General features: G+C 38.3%; 18 protein-coding genes. 11 read left to right on the plus strand and 7 right to left on the minus strand.

The genetic code is table 11. The features are described from left to right. The first annotated feature begins 234 nt into the window (after nt 1-234). On the plus strand, nt 235-1,371 hold the full coding sequence (locus C7H19_RS10205; RefSeq protein WP_106456771.1) for a PP2C family protein-serine/threonine phosphatase: 1,137 nt from the start codon (nt 235-237) through the stop codon (nt 1,369-1,371). Between the two features lie 10 nt (nt 1,372-1,381). On the opposite strand, the gene C7H19_RS10210 is transcribed toward C7H19_RS10205, so the two are convergent. Then, nucleotides 1,382-1,699 carry an STAS domain-containing protein gene (locus C7H19_RS10210; protein WP_106456772.1) on the minus strand — a complete coding sequence of 106 codons (318 nt, stop codon included), beginning with the start codon at nt 1,697-1,699 and terminating at the stop codon, nt 1,382-1,384. 133 nt (nt 1,700-1,832) lie between these two features. On the opposite strand from C7H19_RS10210, the gene crtO reads away from it, so the two are divergent. From crtO to glyQ, 3 genes are all read left to right on the plus strand, one after another. Next, nucleotides 1,833-3,491 (plus strand): beta-carotene ketolase CrtO, encoded by a 1,659-nt coding sequence (gene crtO / locus C7H19_RS10215; RefSeq protein ID WP_106456773.1) that lies wholly within the window; start codon nt 1,833-1,835, stop codon nt 3,489-3,491. A 286-nt stretch (nt 3,492-3,777) separates the two neighbouring features. Continuing rightward, nucleotides 3,778-3,915, plus strand: coding sequence for a high light inducible protein (locus C7H19_RS10220; protein ID WP_181280575.1), 138 nt, complete (start codon nt 3,778-3,780; stop codon nt 3,913-3,915). A gap of 148 nt (nt 3,916-4,063) precedes the next feature. Further along, entirely contained in the window at nt 4,064-4,957 is an 894-nt protein-coding gene (gene glyQ, locus C7H19_RS10225; protein WP_106456774.1) for a glycine--tRNA ligase subunit alpha, read from the plus strand. Between the two features lie 260 nt (nt 4,958-5,217). Here glyQ and C7H19_RS10235 read toward each other — a convergent pair whose 3' ends face one another. After that, nucleotides 5,218-5,622 (minus strand): DUF1830 domain-containing protein, encoded by a 405-nt coding sequence (locus tag C7H19_RS10235; protein WP_106456776.1) that lies wholly within the window; start codon nt 5,620-5,622, stop codon nt 5,218-5,220. 543 nt (nt 5,623-6,165) lie between these two features. Here C7H19_RS10235 and C7H19_RS10240 point away from each other — a divergent pair. The 3 genes from C7H19_RS10240 to C7H19_RS10250 all read left to right on the plus strand — a co-directional run bounded on the left by C7H19_RS10240 (nt 6,166) and on the right by C7H19_RS10250 (nt 9,147). Beyond that, nucleotides 6,166-7,734 carry a photosystem II high light acclimation radical SAM protein gene (locus C7H19_RS10240; protein WP_106456777.1) on the plus strand — a complete coding sequence of 523 codons (1,569 nt, stop codon included), beginning with the start codon at nt 6,166-6,168 and terminating at the stop codon, nt 7,732-7,734. A gap of 69 nt (nt 7,735-7,803) precedes the next feature. Then, nucleotides 7,804-8,310 (plus strand): hypothetical protein, encoded by a 507-nt coding sequence (locus C7H19_RS10245; RefSeq protein WP_106456778.1) that lies wholly within the window; start codon nt 7,804-7,806, stop codon nt 8,308-8,310. Between the two features lie 57 nt (nt 8,311-8,367). Beyond that, nucleotides 8,368-9,147: a photosystem II electron transport protein, Sll1252 family gene (locus C7H19_RS10250; protein ID WP_106456779.1), complete on the plus strand. Its 780-nt coding sequence runs from the start codon at nt 8,368-8,370 to the stop codon at nt 9,145-9,147. 12 nt (nt 9,148-9,159) lie between these two features. Here C7H19_RS10250 and C7H19_RS10255 read toward each other — a convergent pair whose 3' ends face one another. The 5 genes from C7H19_RS10255 to C7H19_RS10275 form a co-directional block, all read right to left on the minus strand. Beyond that, nucleotides 9,160-9,621 carry an SRPBCC family protein gene (locus C7H19_RS10255; protein WP_106456780.1) on the minus strand — a complete coding sequence of 154 codons (462 nt, stop codon included), beginning with the start codon at nt 9,619-9,621 and terminating at the stop codon, nt 9,160-9,162. Nucleotides 9,622-9,653: 32 nt separating this feature from the next. Further along, entirely contained in the window at nt 9,654-11,339 is a 1,686-nt protein-coding gene (locus tag C7H19_RS10260; RefSeq protein ID WP_106456781.1) for a DUF6930 domain-containing protein, read from the minus strand. 60 nt (nt 11,340-11,399) lie between these two features. After that, nucleotides 11,400-13,622 (minus strand): caspase family protein, encoded by a 2,223-nt coding sequence (locus C7H19_RS10265; protein WP_106456782.1) that lies wholly within the window; start codon nt 13,620-13,622, stop codon nt 11,400-11,402. A gap of 76 nt (nt 13,623-13,698) precedes the next feature. After that, nucleotides 13,699-14,874, minus strand: coding sequence for a sulfate adenylyltransferase (gene sat / locus C7H19_RS10270; protein ID WP_106456783.1), 1,176 nt, complete (start codon nt 14,872-14,874; stop codon nt 13,699-13,701). 60 nt (nt 14,875-14,934) lie between these two features. After that, nucleotides 14,935-15,639 carry a glycosyltransferase family 25 protein gene (locus C7H19_RS10275; RefSeq protein ID WP_106456784.1) on the minus strand — a complete coding sequence of 235 codons (705 nt, stop codon included), beginning with the start codon at nt 15,637-15,639 and terminating at the stop codon, nt 14,935-14,937. A 498-nt stretch (nt 15,640-16,137) separates the two neighbouring features. On the opposite strand from C7H19_RS10275, the gene bchL reads away from it, so the two are divergent. The 4 genes from bchL (at nt 16,138) to C7H19_RS10295 (ending at nt 19,323) form a co-directional block, all read left to right on the plus strand. Then, entirely contained in the window at nt 16,138-17,010 is an 873-nt protein-coding gene (gene bchL / locus C7H19_RS10280; protein WP_219907627.1) for a ferredoxin:protochlorophyllide reductase (ATP-dependent) iron-sulfur ATP-binding protein, read from the plus strand. A gap of 282 nt (nt 17,011-17,292) precedes the next feature. Then, on the plus strand, nt 17,293-17,616 hold the full coding sequence (locus C7H19_RS10285; RefSeq protein ID WP_106456786.1) for a DUF5331 domain-containing protein: 324 nt from the start codon (nt 17,293-17,295) through the stop codon (nt 17,614-17,616). Between the two features lie 25 nt (nt 17,617-17,641). Further along, on the plus strand, nt 17,642-19,039 hold the full coding sequence (locus tag C7H19_RS10290; protein ID WP_106456787.1) for a ferredoxin:protochlorophyllide reductase (ATP-dependent) subunit N: 1,398 nt from the start codon (nt 17,642-17,644) through the stop codon (nt 19,037-19,039). An 89-nt stretch (nt 19,040-19,128) separates the two neighbouring features. Then, entirely contained in the window at nt 19,129-19,323 is a 195-nt protein-coding gene (locus tag C7H19_RS10295) for a hypothetical protein (RefSeq protein WP_106456788.1), read from the plus strand. The last annotated feature ends 15 nt before the right edge of the window (nt 19,324-19,338 follow it).

A 19,338-nucleotide genomic window follows, 5' to 3' on the forward strand; every position in this document is an offset into this window, starting at 1 on the left:
CGATCGCCTCTTTGCTATCCATTAAGTCTTTGCTATAAGGTTGTAATGATTAAATGACCCCCCACCCCGACTCAGGTTCTTTTAAAGAAATTGAGAAAACAATTTTTAAAAGAGAAGTCATTTTACTCATGACTATCAAAAATAATTTTATCTTGTTATTAATCTTTGTTCAAATTAAATCTGATTTTCTAGAAAGGTTTAATTTTAAACACTGATCCGATAGACTAATAAGCTATGGCTCAAATACTTGTTATAGATGATGATTCATCGATTCAATTATTGCTCAAACGCGCTTTAACCTATAGTGGTCATAATGTAAGTTTAGCAAGTGACGGAGCAGAAGGACTCAAAATGGCGATTCAGCTTTGTCCAGATTTGATCATTTGTGATTGGTTAATGCCGAAAATGAATGGATTAGAAGTTTGTCGACACATTAAATCTCGTTCTGAACTTTCAACAACTTTTTTGATTTTGGTGACTTCTCTGGGATCAGTAGACGATCGAGTTAAGGGACTTGATGCGGGGGCGGATGATTTTTTATGTAAACCGATCGAGATTAATGAGTTACAAGCTAGAGTCCGTGCTGGTTTAAGGTTACATCAATTGAGTTATGATTTACAACAGCAAAAACAATTACTAGAAGCAGAATTAGCGGAAGCTGCTGACTATGTTCGTTCAATTTTACCGGCTCCTGTCCAAGAATCGACTTTAAAAATTGATTTTCGTTTTTTTCCGTCTCGACAACTCGGTGGTGATGGTTTTGATTATTATTGGTTAGATCAAGATCATTTGGCGATCTATTTATTAGATGTTTCGGGACATGGTTTACGTTCGGCTTTACCTTCTCTTTCTGTGATTAATTTGTTGCGTAGTCAAGGTTTAAATCAGGTAAATTATTCTTGTCCCAGTGAAGTTTTAGGGGGTCTCAATAGAACTTTTCAAATTACGCCTCGCAATGACAAATACTTTACGATCTGGTATGGGGTGTATTGTCGTAAAAATGCTCAATTAACCTATTCTAGTGCTGGTCATCCTCCTGCTGTTTTATTATCGAATCAAAGCGGAGAAATTACGGAAAAAAGGCTAAAAACGACGGGTTTTCCGATTGGTATGTTTGAAGAAGCCGAGTATGTTGATCACACTTGTTCAATTAATCCTGATTCAAGTCTTTATATTTTTAGTGATGGGATTTACGAAATTGAGCAGACTAATGGCAAGATTTTTGGTTTAGAAAATTTTATTAGTCTCCTGAAAACTTATTATCAAAAATCACCCAATAATTTAGAAGAATTAATGCAAAAGGTACATAATTTACATCAAGTTAGTCATTTAGATGATGATCTTTCGATTATGCAAATTAATTTTGATTAGGTAAATCTTTTCATAATTTATTCTTTTCTAATTCTTCAAGACTCGCAAAAACTTCAAAAACTCGATCCATACTCGTTAATTCAAATAACATTTTAATCTGTTCATTAATGGAACAAATAAACATTTTAGCCCCCGCCGAGCGCACCGCTTTTAAGGATAAAACTAATGCACCTAGTCCCGAACTGTCCATAAAGGTTACATCTTTGAAATCAATAATAATTACTTCGGTTTGTGCTTGAACTAATTCATTAATCTCTTGACGAAACTTACTGGCTTGCGTGCTATCTAAAATACCTGATGGTTGAACGACTTTGACGCTAGAAGTCATAATTGAACAATCCTAATTGCTGAAAATATTTAATCTAATATTTAGGTATCTTACCTGATTTCTAGATTATACCTAGTCTGAACATTCTCAAATTTGCTTTGATGGTAATAGTGATATAGATCAGGTTCAACCTATGCAAGCAAAAGATGTCATTATAATTGGGGCGGGTCACAATGGATTAGTCTGCGCGGCCTATCTTCTTAAAGCGGGTTACAAGGTATTATTACTGGAAAAACGACCCGTACCAGGGGGTGCAGCAACGACAGAAGAAGCAATGCCCACTGAAGCCCCAGGCTTTAAGTTTAACCTTTGTGCGATCGATCATGAGTTTATTTTTTTGGGTCCGATTATTGAAGAACTGAACTTACAAGAGTACGGTTTAGAATATCTTTTTTGTGATCCAACGGTCTTTTGTCCCCATCCCGACGGAAAATATTTTTTAGCACATCGATCGCTTTCTAAAACTTGTGCTGAAATTGCTCGCTACAGTCAACGTGATGCAGAAAAATACGCCGAATTTATTCAATATTGGGATCAGTTAATGCGTTCAGTCGCACCGATGTTTAATGTTCCACCACAAGCAATTTTTGAAATTATCAAAAGTTATGACCTAGAAACGCTTAAAACGGTCTGGAAAATGGCTGGATCAAAGAAAAAAGCTCTTGACTTTATTCGCACGATGATCAGTTCTCCCGAAGATATTTTAAATGAATGGTTTGATACTGAAATTGTGAAAGCTCCTTTAGCGCGTCTTGCTGCCGAAATTGGCGCACCACCCTCCCAAAAAGGCATTACATCAGGCATGATGATGATGGCGATGCGTCATAATCCAGGTATGGCACGACCAAAAGGGGGAACGGGTGCGTTAACTCAGGTGTTGGTGAAGTTGGTTCAGTCTTTAGGAGGTGTGATTCTTACAGAACAAAGGGTTAAAGATGTTTTAATTGATGATGGTCGTGCGATCGGTGTTCGGGTCGAAAATGGCATAGAATATCGGGCTACTAAAGGAGTGATTTCTAATATTGATGCGCGACGGCTATTTTTACAATTGGTTGAACCAGCGGCTATTAACCAAGCTGATCCAGAATTACGCGATCGTATTGAGCGAAGATTGGTGAATAATAACGAAACAATTCTTAAAATTGATTGTGCGCTCTCGGAAGCTCCCCGTTTTGAAGCTTGGGGTCACAAAGATGAGCATTTAATCGGTACAATTCTCATTGCTGATAGCGTGCGACAGGTGGAAAAAGCACACGCTTTAACAATTATGGGAGAAATTCCCGATCAAGATCCATCTATTTATATAGATGTTCCGACGATGCTCGATCCGACGATGGCACCAGAGGGAAAACATACGCTTTGGATCGAGTTTTTCGCCCCCTATCAAATTGCTGATGCTCAAGGTACGGGGTTAAATGGTACGGGTTGGACAGATGAACTTAAAAATAAAGTAGCCGATCGCGTAATAGATAAGTTAGCTGACTACGCACCAAACCTAAAACAATCTATTATCGCCCGTCGCGTTGAAAGTCCTGCCGAATTGGGAGAACGGCTTGGCTCATACAAAGGAAATTATTATCATTTGGATATGACGCTTGATCAAATGATTTTCTTGCGCCCTTTACCCGAAATTGCTAACTACAAAACACCGATCAAAGGTTTATATCTTACAGGTGCGGGAACTCACCCCGGTGGATCTATTTCAGGAATGCCCGGACGCAATTGTGCTAATGTTTTTCTGGCTGAGAATCGTTCTATTGTTGGGAAATTAAAAGGTTTATTTCGCTCTTAGGTTTTGAAAATACGCCAGCCACCCTTAAAAAACCCTCTCTCTATTAAATAACAGACAGATCAAGTGTAGGGGTTTGGTCTCCAAACCCTTGATAAAGACGTTTCGACGCTCACTATAAGCACGTTTATCTTGTCTGTATTTTTTGTAACAATTTTTATATAATAATAACTTATATATTAATTAAGCAAGGAAAAGTAAAGAAATATTGCAATCAAAGAAAAATTACGTTACATTTAATAACAAGAACTTGACTTTACTGCTATCTTACTTACACGGAGTTACGATCATGGAAAAAGAAAAATTTGGCTTTACCGCATTCGCTGAAAACTGGAACGGACGTTTAGCTATGCTAGGTTTCGTGATTGGCGTTGCTACCGAGTTAGTTACTGGTAAAGGTATTCTTGCCCAACTCGGCTTAATGTAATTGTTTTTTAGTTGATTCCATCTATCTATCAAATACCGTCCAACTTGAATTTAGGGGTGTGATCATATTCGATCGCATCCTTTTAATTTTTCGTTTCCTGCAATGACGGATAATAGATGAGGAAAATTTAGGTTCAAAGAGGATTAAGGTGACAATTCCATTTCAGACAATTATTGCCAAACTAAACGAATTTTGGTCACAACAAGGGTGTTTAATCGCGCAACCCTATGATACTGAAAAAGGGGCTGGAACCATGTCCCCTCATACTTTTTTACGTGCGATCGGTCCTGAACCTTGGTCTGTGGCGTATGTAGAACCCTGTCGTCGTCCGACTGATGGGCGTTATGGAGAAAATCCCAATCGTTTTCAACATTATTTTCAATATCAAGTATTAATTAAACCCTCGCCGAACAACATTCAAGAAATTTATTTAGATTCCCTAAGAACTTTGGGCATTAATCCCGAAGATCATGATATCCGCTTCGTTGAAGATAACTGGGAATCGCCCACTTTAGGCGCTTGGGGTGTCGGTTGGGAAGTCTGGTTAGATGGGATGGAAATTACCCAGTTTACTTACTTTCAACAGTGTGGAGGAATAGATTGTCGCCCCGTTTCGATTGAAATCACCTATGGGTTAGAACGTTTAGCCATGTATTTACAAAATGTGGATTCAATCACACAAATTCAATGGAATGAACGGGTAAATTATGGTGAAATTTTCTTGCAAAATGAAATAGAACAGTGTACTTATAATTTTGAAGCCTCTAGCCCAGATCTATTATTAAACTTATTTAGTCTGTATGAACAAGAAGCAAAACAACTGATCGAAAGAGGTTTAGTCGTTCCTAGTTTAGACTATGTTCTCAAATGTTCTCATACTTTTAATTTATTAGATGCACGAGGCGTTATTGCTGTAGCCCAAAGAACTCGTTATATTGGCAGAATCAGAAATCTAGCGCGAGAAGTAGCGAGTTTATATGCAGTACAAAGAGAATCCTTAAACTTTCCTTTAAAACCTGTTGTGGTATCTAGTAATGCCTGATGATACAAAACATCTTACATCGGATGAATTAGGGATTTGGCGAACCGAAATCAAAAGAATTAATCAGAATAATATCTTTTGCCATTGTAGAAATTGTAATTATGAATGGGTAGATTCAGTTGAGGGGGTGTTTTGTCCGAAGTGTCACAGCCATCAAGTTGAATCTATTTCATGCTGGCAATTCCGGTGATGATTAAATTGAACCAATGAGGATCGGGATGTCAAGATAGACAACCCGATGAACTTTAAAATCTTTAATGTTAAGTAGCAGAAGCCAAAACCGCCTTAAAATGATGATTGATGGTACTTCCGGCAGTTTGTTCACTCTTATTTGAATCTGATTTGCCATTATGAGTTTTAGATTGTTCACTTTTTGCGATCGGTTCAACCCTTAATTCATCATCATCATCATCATCAATAGAAAGACGTTCGCAAGGAATTGTATCTGATAGAATAGCACTACACATCATGCCTGTATGAATTTCTAACAAAGATTCTGGTAAAGCTTCAAATACTAATCGTTGTCCTGGAAACACAACTCTTTCAAAATACCAGTTAGCCATATTACTAATACGCACGACTTGAATGTGACTGGTAGCATTTACATAGCAGCAAAGAATACTCTTCTTTTGATCATTTGGCAGTGGATCGAGAATCTGAGCCATAGGATTTAAAAAAATCTTATATAGAATTTGTCTTTACCTTTTTACCCTAACACTGTGTGATCCCCATTGGCTGTAATGATTATTACAATCCCCTAAAAGTTTGCTGGCAACTCGCTAAAAATTTATTATCGTCTTATCTTAAACGATAATCTGACAAATACTTTAGATAATAAGCTATTTACTAAAGATTAATAGTTAAGTCAACAGAACTAAGATTTTTAATTTTGGTTAGCTTATTTTTTCATTATGTCAAGTCGCAAATGCAATTTAGGCAAAAGCATAATCCGATATGGTGATAATGTCAAGTCTGATTCACTTTACGAGAGCCGAGGCATTTGCCTTAAAGTTAAGTTATATTAAATATATGCTCACAAACTGGTCTTGGAGGGTAAACAGATTATTACAGGAAGTGAATACATAACATAAAAAAGTTTTATTTTAAGAAAAATTTACATTTTTTTCTTGAGGCAAGTCCAACAAACTTGATTCAAGTCAACCAATTTCATTAATAAAAAAGCCTTAAGTTGAATAAAGAATCTAAAAATGAATCAAAAAATATTGTATGTTCGCCTTCCTTGTAACCCGATCTTTCCGATTGGAGTGGTTTATTTATCAGATCATGTGCATAAACTTTTTCCAGACATTGAACAAAAAATATTTGATTTAGGAACAATTCCCCCCCTAGACTTTAGTAAAGCTTTAAATCAATGTATTGATGAATTTCAGCCGACTCTTTTAGTATTTTCTTGGCGAGATATTCAGATTTATGCACCAGTTGGAGGTAGAGGGGGTAATCCTTTACAAAATGCTTTTGAATTTTATTATGCTAAAAATCCTTTTACTAAGCTAAGAGGTGCATTAGGCGGCTTAAAAGTTACTACCGCTTATTATGGAGAACTTTGGCGTAATCAAGGATTAATTAAACAAGGATTAAATCGAGCCAGAAAATATAATCCAGATGCGCGGTGTATTGTTGGTGGTGGTGCGGTAAGTGTTTTTTATGAGCAATTAAAAAGCCAACTACCCCAAGGTACAATTGTTTCGGTAGGAGAAGGAGAAACCCTACTAGAAAAATATCTTAGAGGGGATGATTTTCAAGATGAACGTTGTTACATTGTGGGTGAAACTAATCCTCGTAAACGTTTAATTCATGAAGAACCAACGCCGTTAGAAAAAAGTGCTTGTAACTACGATTATATTCAAAGCATTTGGCCAGATTTAGATTATTACTTACAAGATAGTGACTTTTATATCGGAGTACAAACTAAACGCGGTTGTCCTCATAATTGTTGTTATTGTGTTTATACTGTTGTAGAAGGAAAACAAGTTAGGATTAATCCAGCAGACGAAGTTGTTAAAGAAATGAGACAACTTTACGATCGCGGTATTCGGAATTTTTGGTTTACCGATGCTCAGTTTATTCCAGCAAGACGATTTATTAATGATGCCATTGAATTGTTACAAAAAATTCTGGATTCAGGAATGACAGATATTCACTGGGCGGCTTATATTCGGGCTGATAATTTAACTCCGCAACTGTGCGATCTGATGGTCAAAACAGGAATGAATTACTTTGAAATAGGTATCACAAGCGGATCACAAGCCTTAGTCCGTAAAATGAGAATGGGCTACAATCTCAGAACAGTATTACAAAACTGTCGAGATTTAAAAGCTGCTGGATTTAATGATTTAGTTTCAGTTAATTATTCTTTTAATGTAATTGATGAAACCTTTGATACCATTCGACAAACCGTCGCCTATCATCGAGAACTAGAAAAGATCTTTGGTGTCGATAAAGTCGAACCCGCTATCTTTTTTATAGGATTACAGCCTCATACACATTTAGAAGAATATGCTTTTAAAAAGGATATTCTTAAACCTGGATATGATCCCATGAGTTTAATGCCTTGGAATGCCAAAAAATTATTATGGAATCCTGAACCTTTAGGCTCATTCTTTGGGGAAATTTGTTTACAAGCATGGCGACAAAACCCGAATGATTTTGGACGAGAAGTCATGAAAATCCTTGAAGAAAAATTAGGGTTAGCCGACTTAGAAGAAGCTTTAACCGCACCAGTTGAAGAATCTCGAAAAGAATTAATATTAGCCTAAAAAAAGTTAACGCGCTGATAGAGGTGCAATTTGAGTTAGTCTTTTGATAGGTAAATTTGAGTTGAAAATATGAGTTACTTAATTGCTATTGTAAACGATCGCATATCGGCCGAAGCCGCTTACACCGCACTCGAAAAAGCTGGAATACCGCTTAAAAATTTAACCATTTTGGGAAAAGGTTATAAAACTGCCGATGAATTTGGCTTTATCGATCCCAACAAACAAGCGAAAAAACAAGCGATTCAGATGGCTTATTGGTTAATTCCTTTTGGTTTTGCTGCTGGATATCTATTTAACTCAATTACTCAGTTAGATACATTTGACTGGGCGGGGGAACCTGGAAATCATATTCTAGGGGGAATAGCTGGAGCGATCGCCGCTTCAATGGGTAGTATTTTTGTCGGTGGAGGTGTTGGGTTTGCCTATGGTAGTGGGGATGCTTTGCCCTATCGTAACCGTCTCAATGAAGGAAAATATCTAGTAATTGTCGAGGGTGGTGATGCCCTAAAAAAACAAGCTACCGAAATTCTACGTCAATTTAATCCCGAAAGCATACAAGGCTATGTTTTTGAATAAATATTATTTTTACGCTATTCAAAGCCTACTGATTACTGATTACTGATTACTGAAAAGATGTTACCCAGAGAAGAACTATTAAAAGGAGTTGAAAATAAAGATGATCTAGCGCGGATCATCGATCAAGCGGATCAAGCAATTAAAACATGGGATATTGTTTTAACTGACTTTTTTTCACCTCCTGTACTCGCTGAAGTGCAAAGAATTTTTAGCCGTCTCACTGAAGTTCAAGTCGTTTCTTGGGGAGGATATCCGCAAGCCGAACGCCAAAGATTAGGAATTGCTCGTGCTGATCTCCCGCTTGATCCCGAACTTGTTCAAGTCACGGCTTTAGATGTTGCAGGTAATTTTCTCTTTGATCCCGCAACCCATCGAGATTTTTTGGGGGCAATTTTAGGAACAGGAATCGTTAGAGAAAAAGTCGGAGATATTATTGTTTTAGGGGAACGCGGCGCACAAATTATTGTAGTGCCAGAATTAGTCGATTTTTTCACTTTATCTTTAACTCAAGTTCGTTCAGTTCCCGTTAAAGTTCAACCCATAGAATTAAGCGAATTAAGAGTACGCCCGCCCCAGAAAAAGGAATTAACCACAACAGAAGCGTCTTTAAGACTCGATGCGATCGCTTCGGCGGGTTTTGGGATGTCGCGTAGTAAGATGTCGGAAGCCATCACCGCAGGAGATATTCGGGTGAATTGGAAAGAAATCAGTCAGCCGAGTCATAATATACAATCAGGTGATCTGATTTCAATGCGAGGAAAAGGAAGATTAGAAATTGGTGAAGTAGAAGTGACGAAAAAGCAACGTTATCGGGTGCAATTAACCAGATACATTTAGTTCACTTTTAAGCTAACCTTGCTCAATTAAATAAACGGCTTCTGCAACACGCTTTAGTCGTTTTAGTTGGGCTTTCATATCATTTTTAGTGAAATTAGCTGCAAAAGTATTAAAACCCCAATTAATAAGGGGATTAGGGATACTAAATTCAAAGCGATTGTATAACTGTGTACCCTCAGAATTCGGCTTACATTCCCAGCGATCGCAACCTTTAAAAAATCCGTCAAATTGCCAAACAATTAAACCAGGTTCTCGTTCAATTACCACACTTTTTAAAGTAGGATTAATGACGGGAATTGCGATCAAAAAGCGACTACGCCCGCCGATATTTGTTGTCCATTCGCCAATCGGTTCACATTTAAGGACTGGATTTAACCAACGGTGCATTAATTCTAAATCGGTGATACACTTTTCTACGGCTGTCGCGCTCGCATTAATTTGAATGGTTTGCTCAAAAGCTTGATGAAGTGACATTGATAATTTTAATTGTTCTATTTATTTTTATTCTAATCAAAATGAGGAAGCAATTGTAAAACACCAATCTCTAAATCTTCACTCTTCATAAATTGGGTTTCAAACAAAGCCAACATATCGGTTAATTGAGGATTACCACGAGACGATCCTGTGACACCCATTGCAATAATTAAGCCACAATAACCTTTAGATTTTTGACACCGATTATCCCAATTTTTGCGGGCTTTCATGTGTTCTGGTTCATCCCCAATAAACTCGCCAAAGAGATAAAATTCGCCATTACCCAGTTGTAGAATTCCCAAATCGTAAGTGACATCTGTAAATGGATCTTCACCTGGATTAAAAAAGATTGCTTTTAAACCGCCACCCATTTGAATTCTTTGGATAATTTCTTTAGCTTTGGGGCGAGTGGTTTGTACCATAATAATTGGCATTCCGTCGCCTTTTTGGGAGATATTTTGACTTTGATAATAAATCTGAGGACGTGTTTTTATTTGTTCGTGTATATCCCAAGTAATCATCCCTAAACTTAAAAATGAATTATCAGGAATTAGATCCTCTCTAAGTGAAAAGGTGTTTTCATCATCGTCATCGTCATCGTCATCAAACTCGAAATCATATTCGTCATCATCGTCATCATCTTCTACTTGTTCTAGTATGGCTAAAAATTCGCTAGATAATTCGGGTAGAGTTGAAACCGTTGTTGAAATAGTCTCTTGAGTTTGAGACTGAGACATGACAGAAACACGAAAACGCTTACTAATTAGTTGAAGGGTTTCTTCGGCTAATTCAGAATGAGTATTACGGTAAAAACGTAATAGAGATTGAAGGGCAACATTAACAACGATGGCCTCTTCTTCATCTAAATAGGGTCTAATGCCTTCATAGGGATGTACACTACCAAAAACGGGGCGAATTTCCGAGAGCGGTAAACTCGCTAAATCGATCGGTTCTTCCTCGTCGTCGTCATCGTCGGGATCTAAATCCATCATAGACTCATAACTGAGAAACCAACAATCTTGAGATAAAAAAGCCTTTTCTAACTGTTCAAGGGATTTTTTTTCTAAAGCGGCCATCCGAAACTGTTTCAATGAATCGAGCGATCGATAAAGAATTACGCCGTATTCTCGTCCTAGCATTCCCATCACACAGGCATAGAGAGTATCTACGCCCCATTGGTTGATTTTAATCGATAAAATATCATAATCGGCTAAAACGTACCAAGGTGCCTCTTGCCAGAGTTCTAAGGCGATTTTTTTCAAAGATGCTTCTTGTGTAGCGGGTAAAGCAGGAGGTCGAGAATGGTTCATCTCTTCAAAACCCCGGAACAATTCATCAATTAGAGGTAATTCGGGGATCAGTTCAATATCAATATCGAGATTTTGCAGAACACCGCGTAAAAAGAAGTGAATTTCTTTATTACGGACAACAATTTTTTGAGGTCGTGCGGGTTTAGCGGGACGATGAGGCGTTTCGATCGCTCGTAGAAATGTTCTCACAATTGCTTCAGGTCCAGCATCGACGGAAACAACGTCCATCGCTCTGACAAAACCTTCTGAACCATCAACCCAGATGACACACTCTTCGCTACCTTCGCTATCGGGTTCCATCGTCGTCTTCATTCCTAATAACGAACGACGATCACCTTCCCATACAACACCAGGAATAATCGGAATTTTTTTGAGGCGACGTTGGGTCGTTTGAGGAAGAATGCTCATTTTTAATATTTAATGTAAGTTTGATTAAGAATGCTTTTGGGTTGATCCTATAAAAATATTCTATCTAGTTTCCTCAACGACTTGATAAATAAAGGTTAAAGTTGCCCAAGCGTTGACATCTAGAGCATAAGAGGAGGGTGTGTTATTCAATTCACGTTTTTCCTCGCTCGCTGCATTCAAATCCTCTAAAATAGCCTGTGCCACATCTAGAGGTTGAGCAAGGGTAAAAATTGGATTACGCTCATGATGGAAAACTTGACTGGTTTCTAAAACTTTTAAGGTTTTTTCAAAAGGACGACTCGAACAGATTAGATAAATTTCTGTTAAACCTATAGGCCTAGCGACTCGCCACGTCGGTAAGTTGTTCGGAGGTAATACAAGGGTTTCTTTAGATCTAATTATATTATCTTGAAGTTGACCACTTGCCATCGTCTCGGTGTCTGGCTCTGTACGAGGTAAACTGAGGGTAAATCCCTTTCCACTCCCATCAATTCCCATTAAAAGACAATAAATGGGTTCTGGTTCATTATTAGTCAAACGATATTGGATTTCAGTGCCAATGGGAATTTGTGGAATTGAAGAGAGGGAATTTGTCGCCAATGACTTGACAAAATTCGTTAATCGTGTATTTTTTGTTATTAGGTTTTGAGTAATTGGTGTAAGTTGGTCAATTGAAGCAGTGACACGCAAACGAGATGAGCTTTCATTACAAGTGAGTCGCCATAATTTAGCGGCTAAAAGGGTTTTCAGTTGAGGAATTAAACGTTGTACGGCTCCTTTGACAGCTTCGTTGTCGAGTCCTTTTGTACTGGGAATTGGCGTACCTGCAACGGATAAAAGTTGATAGCTTCCTATGGCTAAAGAGGCATCAGCCGCAGTAGATGAAATATTTGGCGAATCGGGGTCGCCGACGGCTTTGGAAGGGTTAGAGTCTATTTTACTAAGTATACAATCGACTTTTTGATTGCTGGTGGTGGCGATTGAATTAGGGATCGGCTTCGTTGCAAAGGCGCTCGTTGCATCAACCCTTTCAATACGCGATAAACTACTATCTAGGGCAATGATTAAGCCGATTTGTCGGGGCAAAACTCTAATCCATTCTTGAACGGTTTGTCCAACGACGAGAGATGATGTCGGTTTGAGTCGTTGAGTTTTGGCGTTCAATCCTTGCTTTGAGATCACTTGTAATACTTCATTTTCGGGTGATGGGAAATCTTTTTCTAACTCTTCTGACGACGCAACTACAAAACAAGAAGATAACCCCAGATCATCAATCAGATTAAAAGGAAGTCCTGTTAAACTTATATCTGCGGTTTTTTCGTTTGAATTGGTAATAACACCTTCTGCACCGATAGATGTAGAAATAAAATCATAAATTAAACGGGATTTATCGGGTTTGAGTAGTTGGGGTTGTTGCTGTAGTCCTGTAAACTGTGTAACTTGTTGACTGGTTTGATTTAGGATGAAATAAATCTGACTGGGGCTGGTGATTTGCCAAAGATGTTGTGTTAGAACATAGGTAAATAGCCCAGAACTCCAACTATCGCCGATGATTTCGGTGGCTACTTGGTCTTGTTCGCTGGCACCTAAGATGAGTGTTGGAACTGATGAACGTTTTTTGAGGGTTTTTATACGGTTTTTGAGATCGTCTTGTAAGCTTAACTCTTGGGGGTTGATTTCACTTGATGTTACGGGAAACGATCGCACTCTCAGATTCCCGATTTTTTGTTTTCCTTTGTGGGTATGACTGGTATCTAAAACCATTATCACTTGATCAGTAGAAAGCGATCGAGCTAATAATAATATTGTCTCTAAGACAATTTCATTAGCGATCGTTTTTTGATTTAATAGTCCATCACTCGGTAAAAAACTATTAATTTTTTGCTCATTTTCGTCCGCCGATGTGAGCTTAATTTGATGACCATAACCACTAAAATGAAAGATTACAACATCTCCTGGTTGAGCTTGAGCGATCAGATGTTCTAAAAAAGCCGTTTCAATGTTTTCTCGTGTAGCTTGTTGATCAGTTAAAGTAACAATGTCACTGGGTAAAAAACCAAAACGATAAATTAACAATTCCTCTTGTCGAGAGACATCGGTAATACAGCCTTGCAAATTGTTATTTTCATCTCCATATTTATTAATCCCGACTAATAAGGCTAATTTCCGTGAATTTGTTGCAGCCAGGGTTTGAGCCATACGCATTAAGCCACTTTGACTAACACCCAACGTCAGTAACCCAAATGCAGTTTGGTGTAAAAACGATCGTCTATTGAATTCCATTGCGGAAATCTCCTATGGTAGAAAACAGAAGATGGCGATCAATGCGACTCTCTTCTGTTTCTAACTTAATCTTGTCCTATGCGGGCTGACCTTGTACAGCGCGAATTAATTCGGCTGCGACTTCGGGACGAGAAAACTCTGGGGGCGGTAGTTCACCACGACGCAGCATTTCTCGGACTTTTGTTCCAGATAGATGTATCCGTTCTTCTTTGCTACTCGGACTGGTTTTGGTTGTAGCCATTTGTTGAGTACGAGTGCAATAGAAAGCGTGTTCAAACATCATCGGCACAATGCCCAATTCTCCTGGCTTAAACTCATCGAAGATATACTGAGCATCATAGGTTCCGTAATAGTCCCCTACACCTGCATGATCTCGACCGACAATAAAATGAGTACAGCCATAATTTTTCCGTATTAGGGCATGAAAAATCGCTTCTCTTGGACCCGCATAGCGCATCGCTGAGGGATTAATGGCTAAAATTACCCGATCTTGTGGAAAATATAGATCGATCATGATTTCATAGCAGCGCATCCGCACGTCAGCAGGAATATCATCGCTTTTCGTCGCACCGACTAAAGGATGTAAAAATAAGCCATCAACGATTTCTAGGGCGCATTTTTGAATATATTCATGGGCGCGGTGAATGGGGTTACGGGTTTGGAAACCAACTACGGTTTTCCATCCTTTTTCTTTAAACCGTTTACGAGACTCGACGGGATCAACTTGATAGGTTGGGAAATAAGGATGAGGATCGCGTTGTAATAACCAAATGGGACCAGCTAAGTTGATTGGCCCTTGTTCATATACAACTTTTACGCCAGGATGGTTAATATCATCAGTACGATAAACGTTAACCGCTTCGTGCGCTTTGTTATAACGATATTTTTGCGTAAGTTCGAGAACTCCAATAAATCGTCCTGTCGGATCATCTAAGCGTATCCAACTTCCTTCTTTAAGGGGTTCTGCGACTTCTTCGGTTACTGATAAAGTGACAGGAATCGCCCAGGGAAGACCGTTTACGAATCGCATATCTTCGACAACGGATTCATATTCAGCCTGTTCCATAAAGCCATTGAGGGGACTAAAACCACCAATGGCAATCATTACTAAATCAGAGGTTGCTCTTTCATCGAGTTGAATTCGCGGTAAGTGATCTTGTTGCTCAATAAATTCTTCCCGTTCTGCAGGCGTTGCAATACGGTTGATTAAGTGTCCGCCGTGGGGCGCAATTCCGTCGGTCTGTATGCTCATAAGTGATTCATCGTGTCGTCAGGATTAATCCTACCAAGCAAAGGGTTTTATTTAAAGAGATTACCTTAACCATCTTTTGACTTTTCTTAGCTGAGTTGCTGCTTCTCTGATGACGGGGATTTGATCATAAAAGTTGGGACTAATATCACTTCTAGACGAGCTTTGCCAAGCTATTGTAGGACATGAAATTAAGGTCAGGATTTCAGGATGTTTTTTTCTAAAGGTTGAATACGCTCCGTCGATGTGCATCGGCCCACCGTCTGGGTGTCCTGCGGGTCGAGTGAGTAATTGTTCTAGAAAATTAATTAGCGGTTCTATAATAGTCCCATTAACTCCATAAAACCCAGTGGTTAAGACACTATCGCTATACGGACTCAGGGAAACGGGCGAAGTTGCTGTTACTTGTTCTCGATGACTGAGATACACAAAACCCCAATTTGATGAGCGAAGTTGTTCGACTATATTTTCTTGCTCTTTTTGAAAAAATGGGGCAAAAGCGAGATCATCTTCTAAAATCAAAATATTGTTAAGTTGTTTTTTTTGGGCTTGCTTGAGAATTTGTAAATGGCTCAGAAAACATCCCCGACTACCGATATTTGGAAATCCTTGAGGTTCTGTCGGACGAATTCCCTCAAAGATATCAATATGATCAGACGTTAGATTAATGCCTTGTTTGGCTAATTCTTGAGTGATTTGTTTAAGTCTATCTTGACGAATGGGCAGATTTATGATATATGATTGCTCGAAATATTCTAAAAGTTTCATTGGTTGTTTTTTTAAATATAGTTATCTTAGATTTTTTTAGCTGGTTGCGGTACTTGTTGCAACGGGTGAAAAATAAGTGCCAAAAATGTAACTATTCTTTGTAAAACTCTTAGCGTTCACTCATTCGGAAAATGAGATCAATTGAATTAATCAAGGTTTGATAGGGATCAGGAAGCAAAACCCTTATTGAGTAAGGATGATTGATTTATGAACCCTCGCAATAACTCAGATTTTTTCGATTTTGGCGATCGCATTTATTGATTATTTCATTTTTGTCTTTTGTTCGTATTTAATATAAATGTAGTTATAAAGTTTATTTTTTAGATTTTTTAAAGATTATAAGAGCTTTTTGAGAGATTTATAGAATTTATATGCCCAAAATATATATAAATATCTAAATTACGAGCAAATTCAAAAACAACACCTCTAGCAATCGAATCAAACTTAGTCAATAATGCAATCAATGAGATTTGTACAGAGGACACAGGAGAGGACACCTTGACATTAAAACTAGCTGTTTACGGAAAAGGCGGAATCGGAAAATCGACCACAAGCTGTAATATATCGGCAGCTTTAGCCAAAAGAGGCAAAAAAGTTTTACAAATTGGATGTGATCCAAAACACGATAGTACCTTTACCTTGACGGGTTTTCTCATTCCTACCATCATCGATACCCTACAAGAAAAAGACTTTCATTACGAGGACATCTGGCCAGAAGATGTTATTTATGATGGCTATGCAGGTGTAAAATGTGTAGAAGCAGGTGGCCCGCCGGCTGGTGCGGGATGCGGTGGCTATGTTGTTGGCGAAACCGTTAAACTCCTCAAAGAACTTAACGCCTTTGACGAATTTGAGGTCATTCTTTTTGATGTACTCGGTGACGTGGTTTGCGGTGGTTTTGCTGCACCTCTCAATTATGCAGATTATTGTTTAATTGTTACAGATAATGGATTTGATGCGCTTTTTGCCGCAAACCGTATCGCCGCATCAGTACGAGAAAAAGCGAGAACTCATCCCCTTCGTTTAGCAGGATTAATCGGAAATCGTACCTCAAAACGAGATTTAATTGATAAATATGTAGACCATGTAACCATGCCCGTTTTAGAAGTATTACCCTTAATTGAAGATATTCGGGTATCGCGGGTTAAAGGAAAAACCTTATTTGAAATGGCCGAAAGTGATCCATCTTTGAGCTATGTTTGTGATTATTATCTCAACATTGCCGATCAGATTTTATCTCGTCCTGAAGGCGTTGTCCCCAGTGAATCACCCGATAGAGAATTATTCACTCTATTATCTGACTTCTATCTTAATCCTAAAGAACCTCCTGTCATGAGTGCAGATGAGGAATTAGATTTAATGATGGTGTAACGGGTAAGAATTAATGTTCAATGGTTCGCCAACACATGGAGTTCGTCAACACATGGAGTTCGTCAACACATGGAGTTCGTCAGGGAATAAATTCCCTGTCTAATAGCTAAAGTCCGTTAAAACGGACTCTTACATCAATAAATTTAATCGGTTTTAACCGATTTATGCTATCAGACAGCGATTTAAATCGCTGGCGGTATTTGAATTAACGCTGACAAATGATAAATTTCCAAAAAGTTTGGGGAACAATAAAAACGTCAAACTATTTTGAGAAATTATTGTATGTCTCTGAAAGATAAATGGCTGGAGTTCTATGAAACTAATCGCTCTTGGCTCAAAATTTTAATGGAAGAAGGCGGCTACTATACAAGTCTAGACAATAAAGAGACTTGTCCTGATTCAATGTTGATCTTAGGTGTGGTTAGTGCACTAGAACCCAGTCTAAAAGAAACGTTAGTCCCGTTTTGTAAACTAAATACCGATGAAGACGCATTAGTAGAAGCTTTGGGTTTAAATTTCGATCCTGAAAAAGAGCTTACTAAATGGAAAGCCGAAAAAGAAAAATCTCAATCAGACACCGAATACCTTAAACAATTCCGAACATAACATAAACTAGGAGAACTCATTCATCATGACCGTTGCACAAGAACCATCCGCTTTACAATTTGAATGCGAAACTGGGAATTATCATACTTTTTGTCCCATTAGCTGTGTCGCGTGGCTGTATCAAAAAATTGAAGATAGTTTTTTCCTCGTCATTGGAACAAAAACCTGTGGCTATTTCCTGCAAAATGCAATGGGAGTAATGATCTTTGCTGAACCCCGTTACGCAATGGCAGAATTAGAAGAAGGGGACATCTCAGCACAACTCAACGACTATGAAGAATTAAAACGTCTTTGTTTACAGATTAAACGCGATCGCAACCCAAGTGTTATTGTTTGGATTGGGACTTGTACCACCGAAATCATTAAAATGGATTTAGAAGGACTAGCACCCAAACTCGAAGCAGAACTAGGTATCCCCATTGTAACCGCACGTGCCAACGGTCTAGACTACGCTTTCACCCAAGGAGAAGACACCGTACTCGCTTCGATGGTGCATAAATGTCCAGAAGGAGTCAAGCAAGAAGAAGAAAAAGAAGAACGCAACTCTATCCAAAAATTACTCGCTTTTGGACGCAAAAAAGAAGACGTTAAAGCCGAACAAGCTGAGTATGCGACTCATCCTCCTTTAGTACTTTTTGGCTCATTACCCGATCCCGTTGTTACTAATTTAACCCTAGAACTGAAAAAACAGGGTATTCAAGTTTCAGGATGGCTACCCTCAAAACGTTATACAGAATTACCCGTTGTTCAAGAAGGGTATTATGTCGCTGGTGTCAACCCCTTCTTATCTCGCACCGCTACTACTTTTATGCGTCGTCGTAAGTGTAAACTAATTGGCGCACCATTTCCCATCGGTCCTGATGGAACTCGTGCTTGGATTGAGAAAATCTGTTCTGTATTCAATATCGAACCCAAAGGATTAGCCGAAAGAGAAGCCCAAATCTGGGAAAGTTTAGAAGATTATGTTAAACTAATTCGCGGTAAATCTGTCTTTTTCATGGGCGATAATTTATTAGAAATCTCCCTAGCACGTTTCCTAATTCGCTGCGGTATGACTTGTCCTGAAATTGGTATCCCTTATATGGATAAACGTTACCAAGCAGCAGAATTAGCATTACTAGAAAAAACCTGTCAAGAAATGGGTGTATCTCTACCCACAATTGTCGAAAAACCCGATAATTATAATCAGATTCAGCGTATTTATGAGCTAAAACCTGATTTAGTGATTACAGGAATGGCACACGCAAACCCCTTAGAAGCGCGGGGAATTAATACTAAATGGTCTGTTGAATTTACCTTTGCTCAAATTCATGGTTTTACGAATGCTAGAGATATTCTAGAGTTAGCGACTCGTCCTTTACGTCGCAATAATAACCTTAAAGATTTGGGCTGGGAAAAATTAGTCAAATCGGCAAAAGTTTAGGATTTTTTGAAGAGCGATCGTAAATTAGTTAGAATAAGAGGTGGGCTGGTTGCTCACCTTTTTATATAAATTTATAAAAATTACAATTAATGCCCAAAGAAGATATTAAACAAATAAATCGTATTGCCAAAGAATTTAAAATGACAATAGAAGAAAGAAAAGGATTCGGCAAATTTATAGAAACAGAAAAAAAGCTGGGTTACGGAGGCACAAAAAATGAGCAAGGCGACTTTACTTATGAAGAATTACTACAAAAAGCTATGGAATTTTTAGAAATTGAATAAAACTAGGATTGAAAA

The organism is Aphanothece hegewaldii CCALA 016, assembly GCF_003007785.1.
In the GTDB taxonomy this organism is placed as follows: domain Bacteria; phylum Cyanobacteriota; class Cyanobacteriia; order Cyanobacteriales; family Microcystaceae; genus Chroococcus; species Chroococcus hegewaldii.

Bases quoted from the DNA above. Each gene is read 5' to 3' on its own strand.
- C7H19_RS10290 (WP_106456787.1), top strand. From the start codon at position 17,642: ATGACCGTTGCACAAGAACCATCCGCTTTACAATTTGAATGCGAAACT.
- C7H19_RS10220 (WP_181280575.1), top strand. From the start codon at position 3,778: ATGGAAAAAGAAAAATTTGGCTTTACCGCATTCGCTGAAAACTGGAAC.
- C7H19_RS10275 (WP_106456784.1), bottom strand. From the start codon at position 15,639: ATGAAACTTTTAGAATATTTCGAGCAATCATATATCATAAATCTGCCC.
- C7H19_RS10265 (WP_106456782.1), bottom strand. From the start codon at position 13,622: ATGGAATTCAATAGACGATCGTTTTTACACCAAACTGCATTTGGGTTA.
- C7H19_RS10250 (WP_106456779.1), top strand. From the start codon at position 8,368: ATGTTACCCAGAGAAGAACTATTAAAAGGAGTTGAAAATAAAGATGAT.
- C7H19_RS10210 (WP_106456772.1), bottom strand. From the start codon at position 1,699: ATGACTTCTAGCGTCAAAGTCGTTCAACCATCAGGTATTTTAGATAGC.
- C7H19_RS10260 (WP_106456781.1), bottom strand. From the start codon at position 11,339: ATGAGCATTCTTCCTCAAACGACCCAACGTCGCCTCAAAAAAATTCCG.
- C7H19_RS10245 (WP_106456778.1), top strand. From the start codon at position 7,804: ATGAGTTACTTAATTGCTATTGTAAACGATCGCATATCGGCCGAAGCC.
- crtO (WP_106456773.1), top strand. From the start codon at position 1,833: ATGCAAGCAAAAGATGTCATTATAATTGGGGCGGGTCACAATGGATTA.
- C7H19_RS10255 (WP_106456780.1), bottom strand. From the start codon at position 9,621: ATGTCACTTCATCAAGCTTTTGAGCAAACCATTCAAATTAATGCGAGC.
- C7H19_RS10240 (WP_106456777.1), top strand. From the start codon at position 6,166: ATGAATCAAAAAATATTGTATGTTCGCCTTCCTTGTAACCCGATCTTT.
- sat (WP_106456783.1), bottom strand. From the start codon at position 14,874: ATGAGCATACAGACCGACGGAATTGCGCCCCACGGCGGACACTTAATC.
- C7H19_RS10235 (WP_106456776.1), bottom strand. From the start codon at position 5,622: ATGGCTCAGATTCTCGATCCACTGCCAAATGATCAAAAGAAGAGTATT.
- C7H19_RS10205 (WP_106456771.1), top strand. From the start codon at position 235: ATGGCTCAAATACTTGTTATAGATGATGATTCATCGATTCAATTATTG.
- C7H19_RS10285 (WP_106456786.1), top strand. From the start codon at position 17,293: ATGTCTCTGAAAGATAAATGGCTGGAGTTCTATGAAACTAATCGCTCT.
- C7H19_RS10295 (WP_106456788.1), top strand. From the start codon at position 19,129: ATGCCCAAAGAAGATATTAAACAAATAAATCGTATTGCCAAAGAATTT.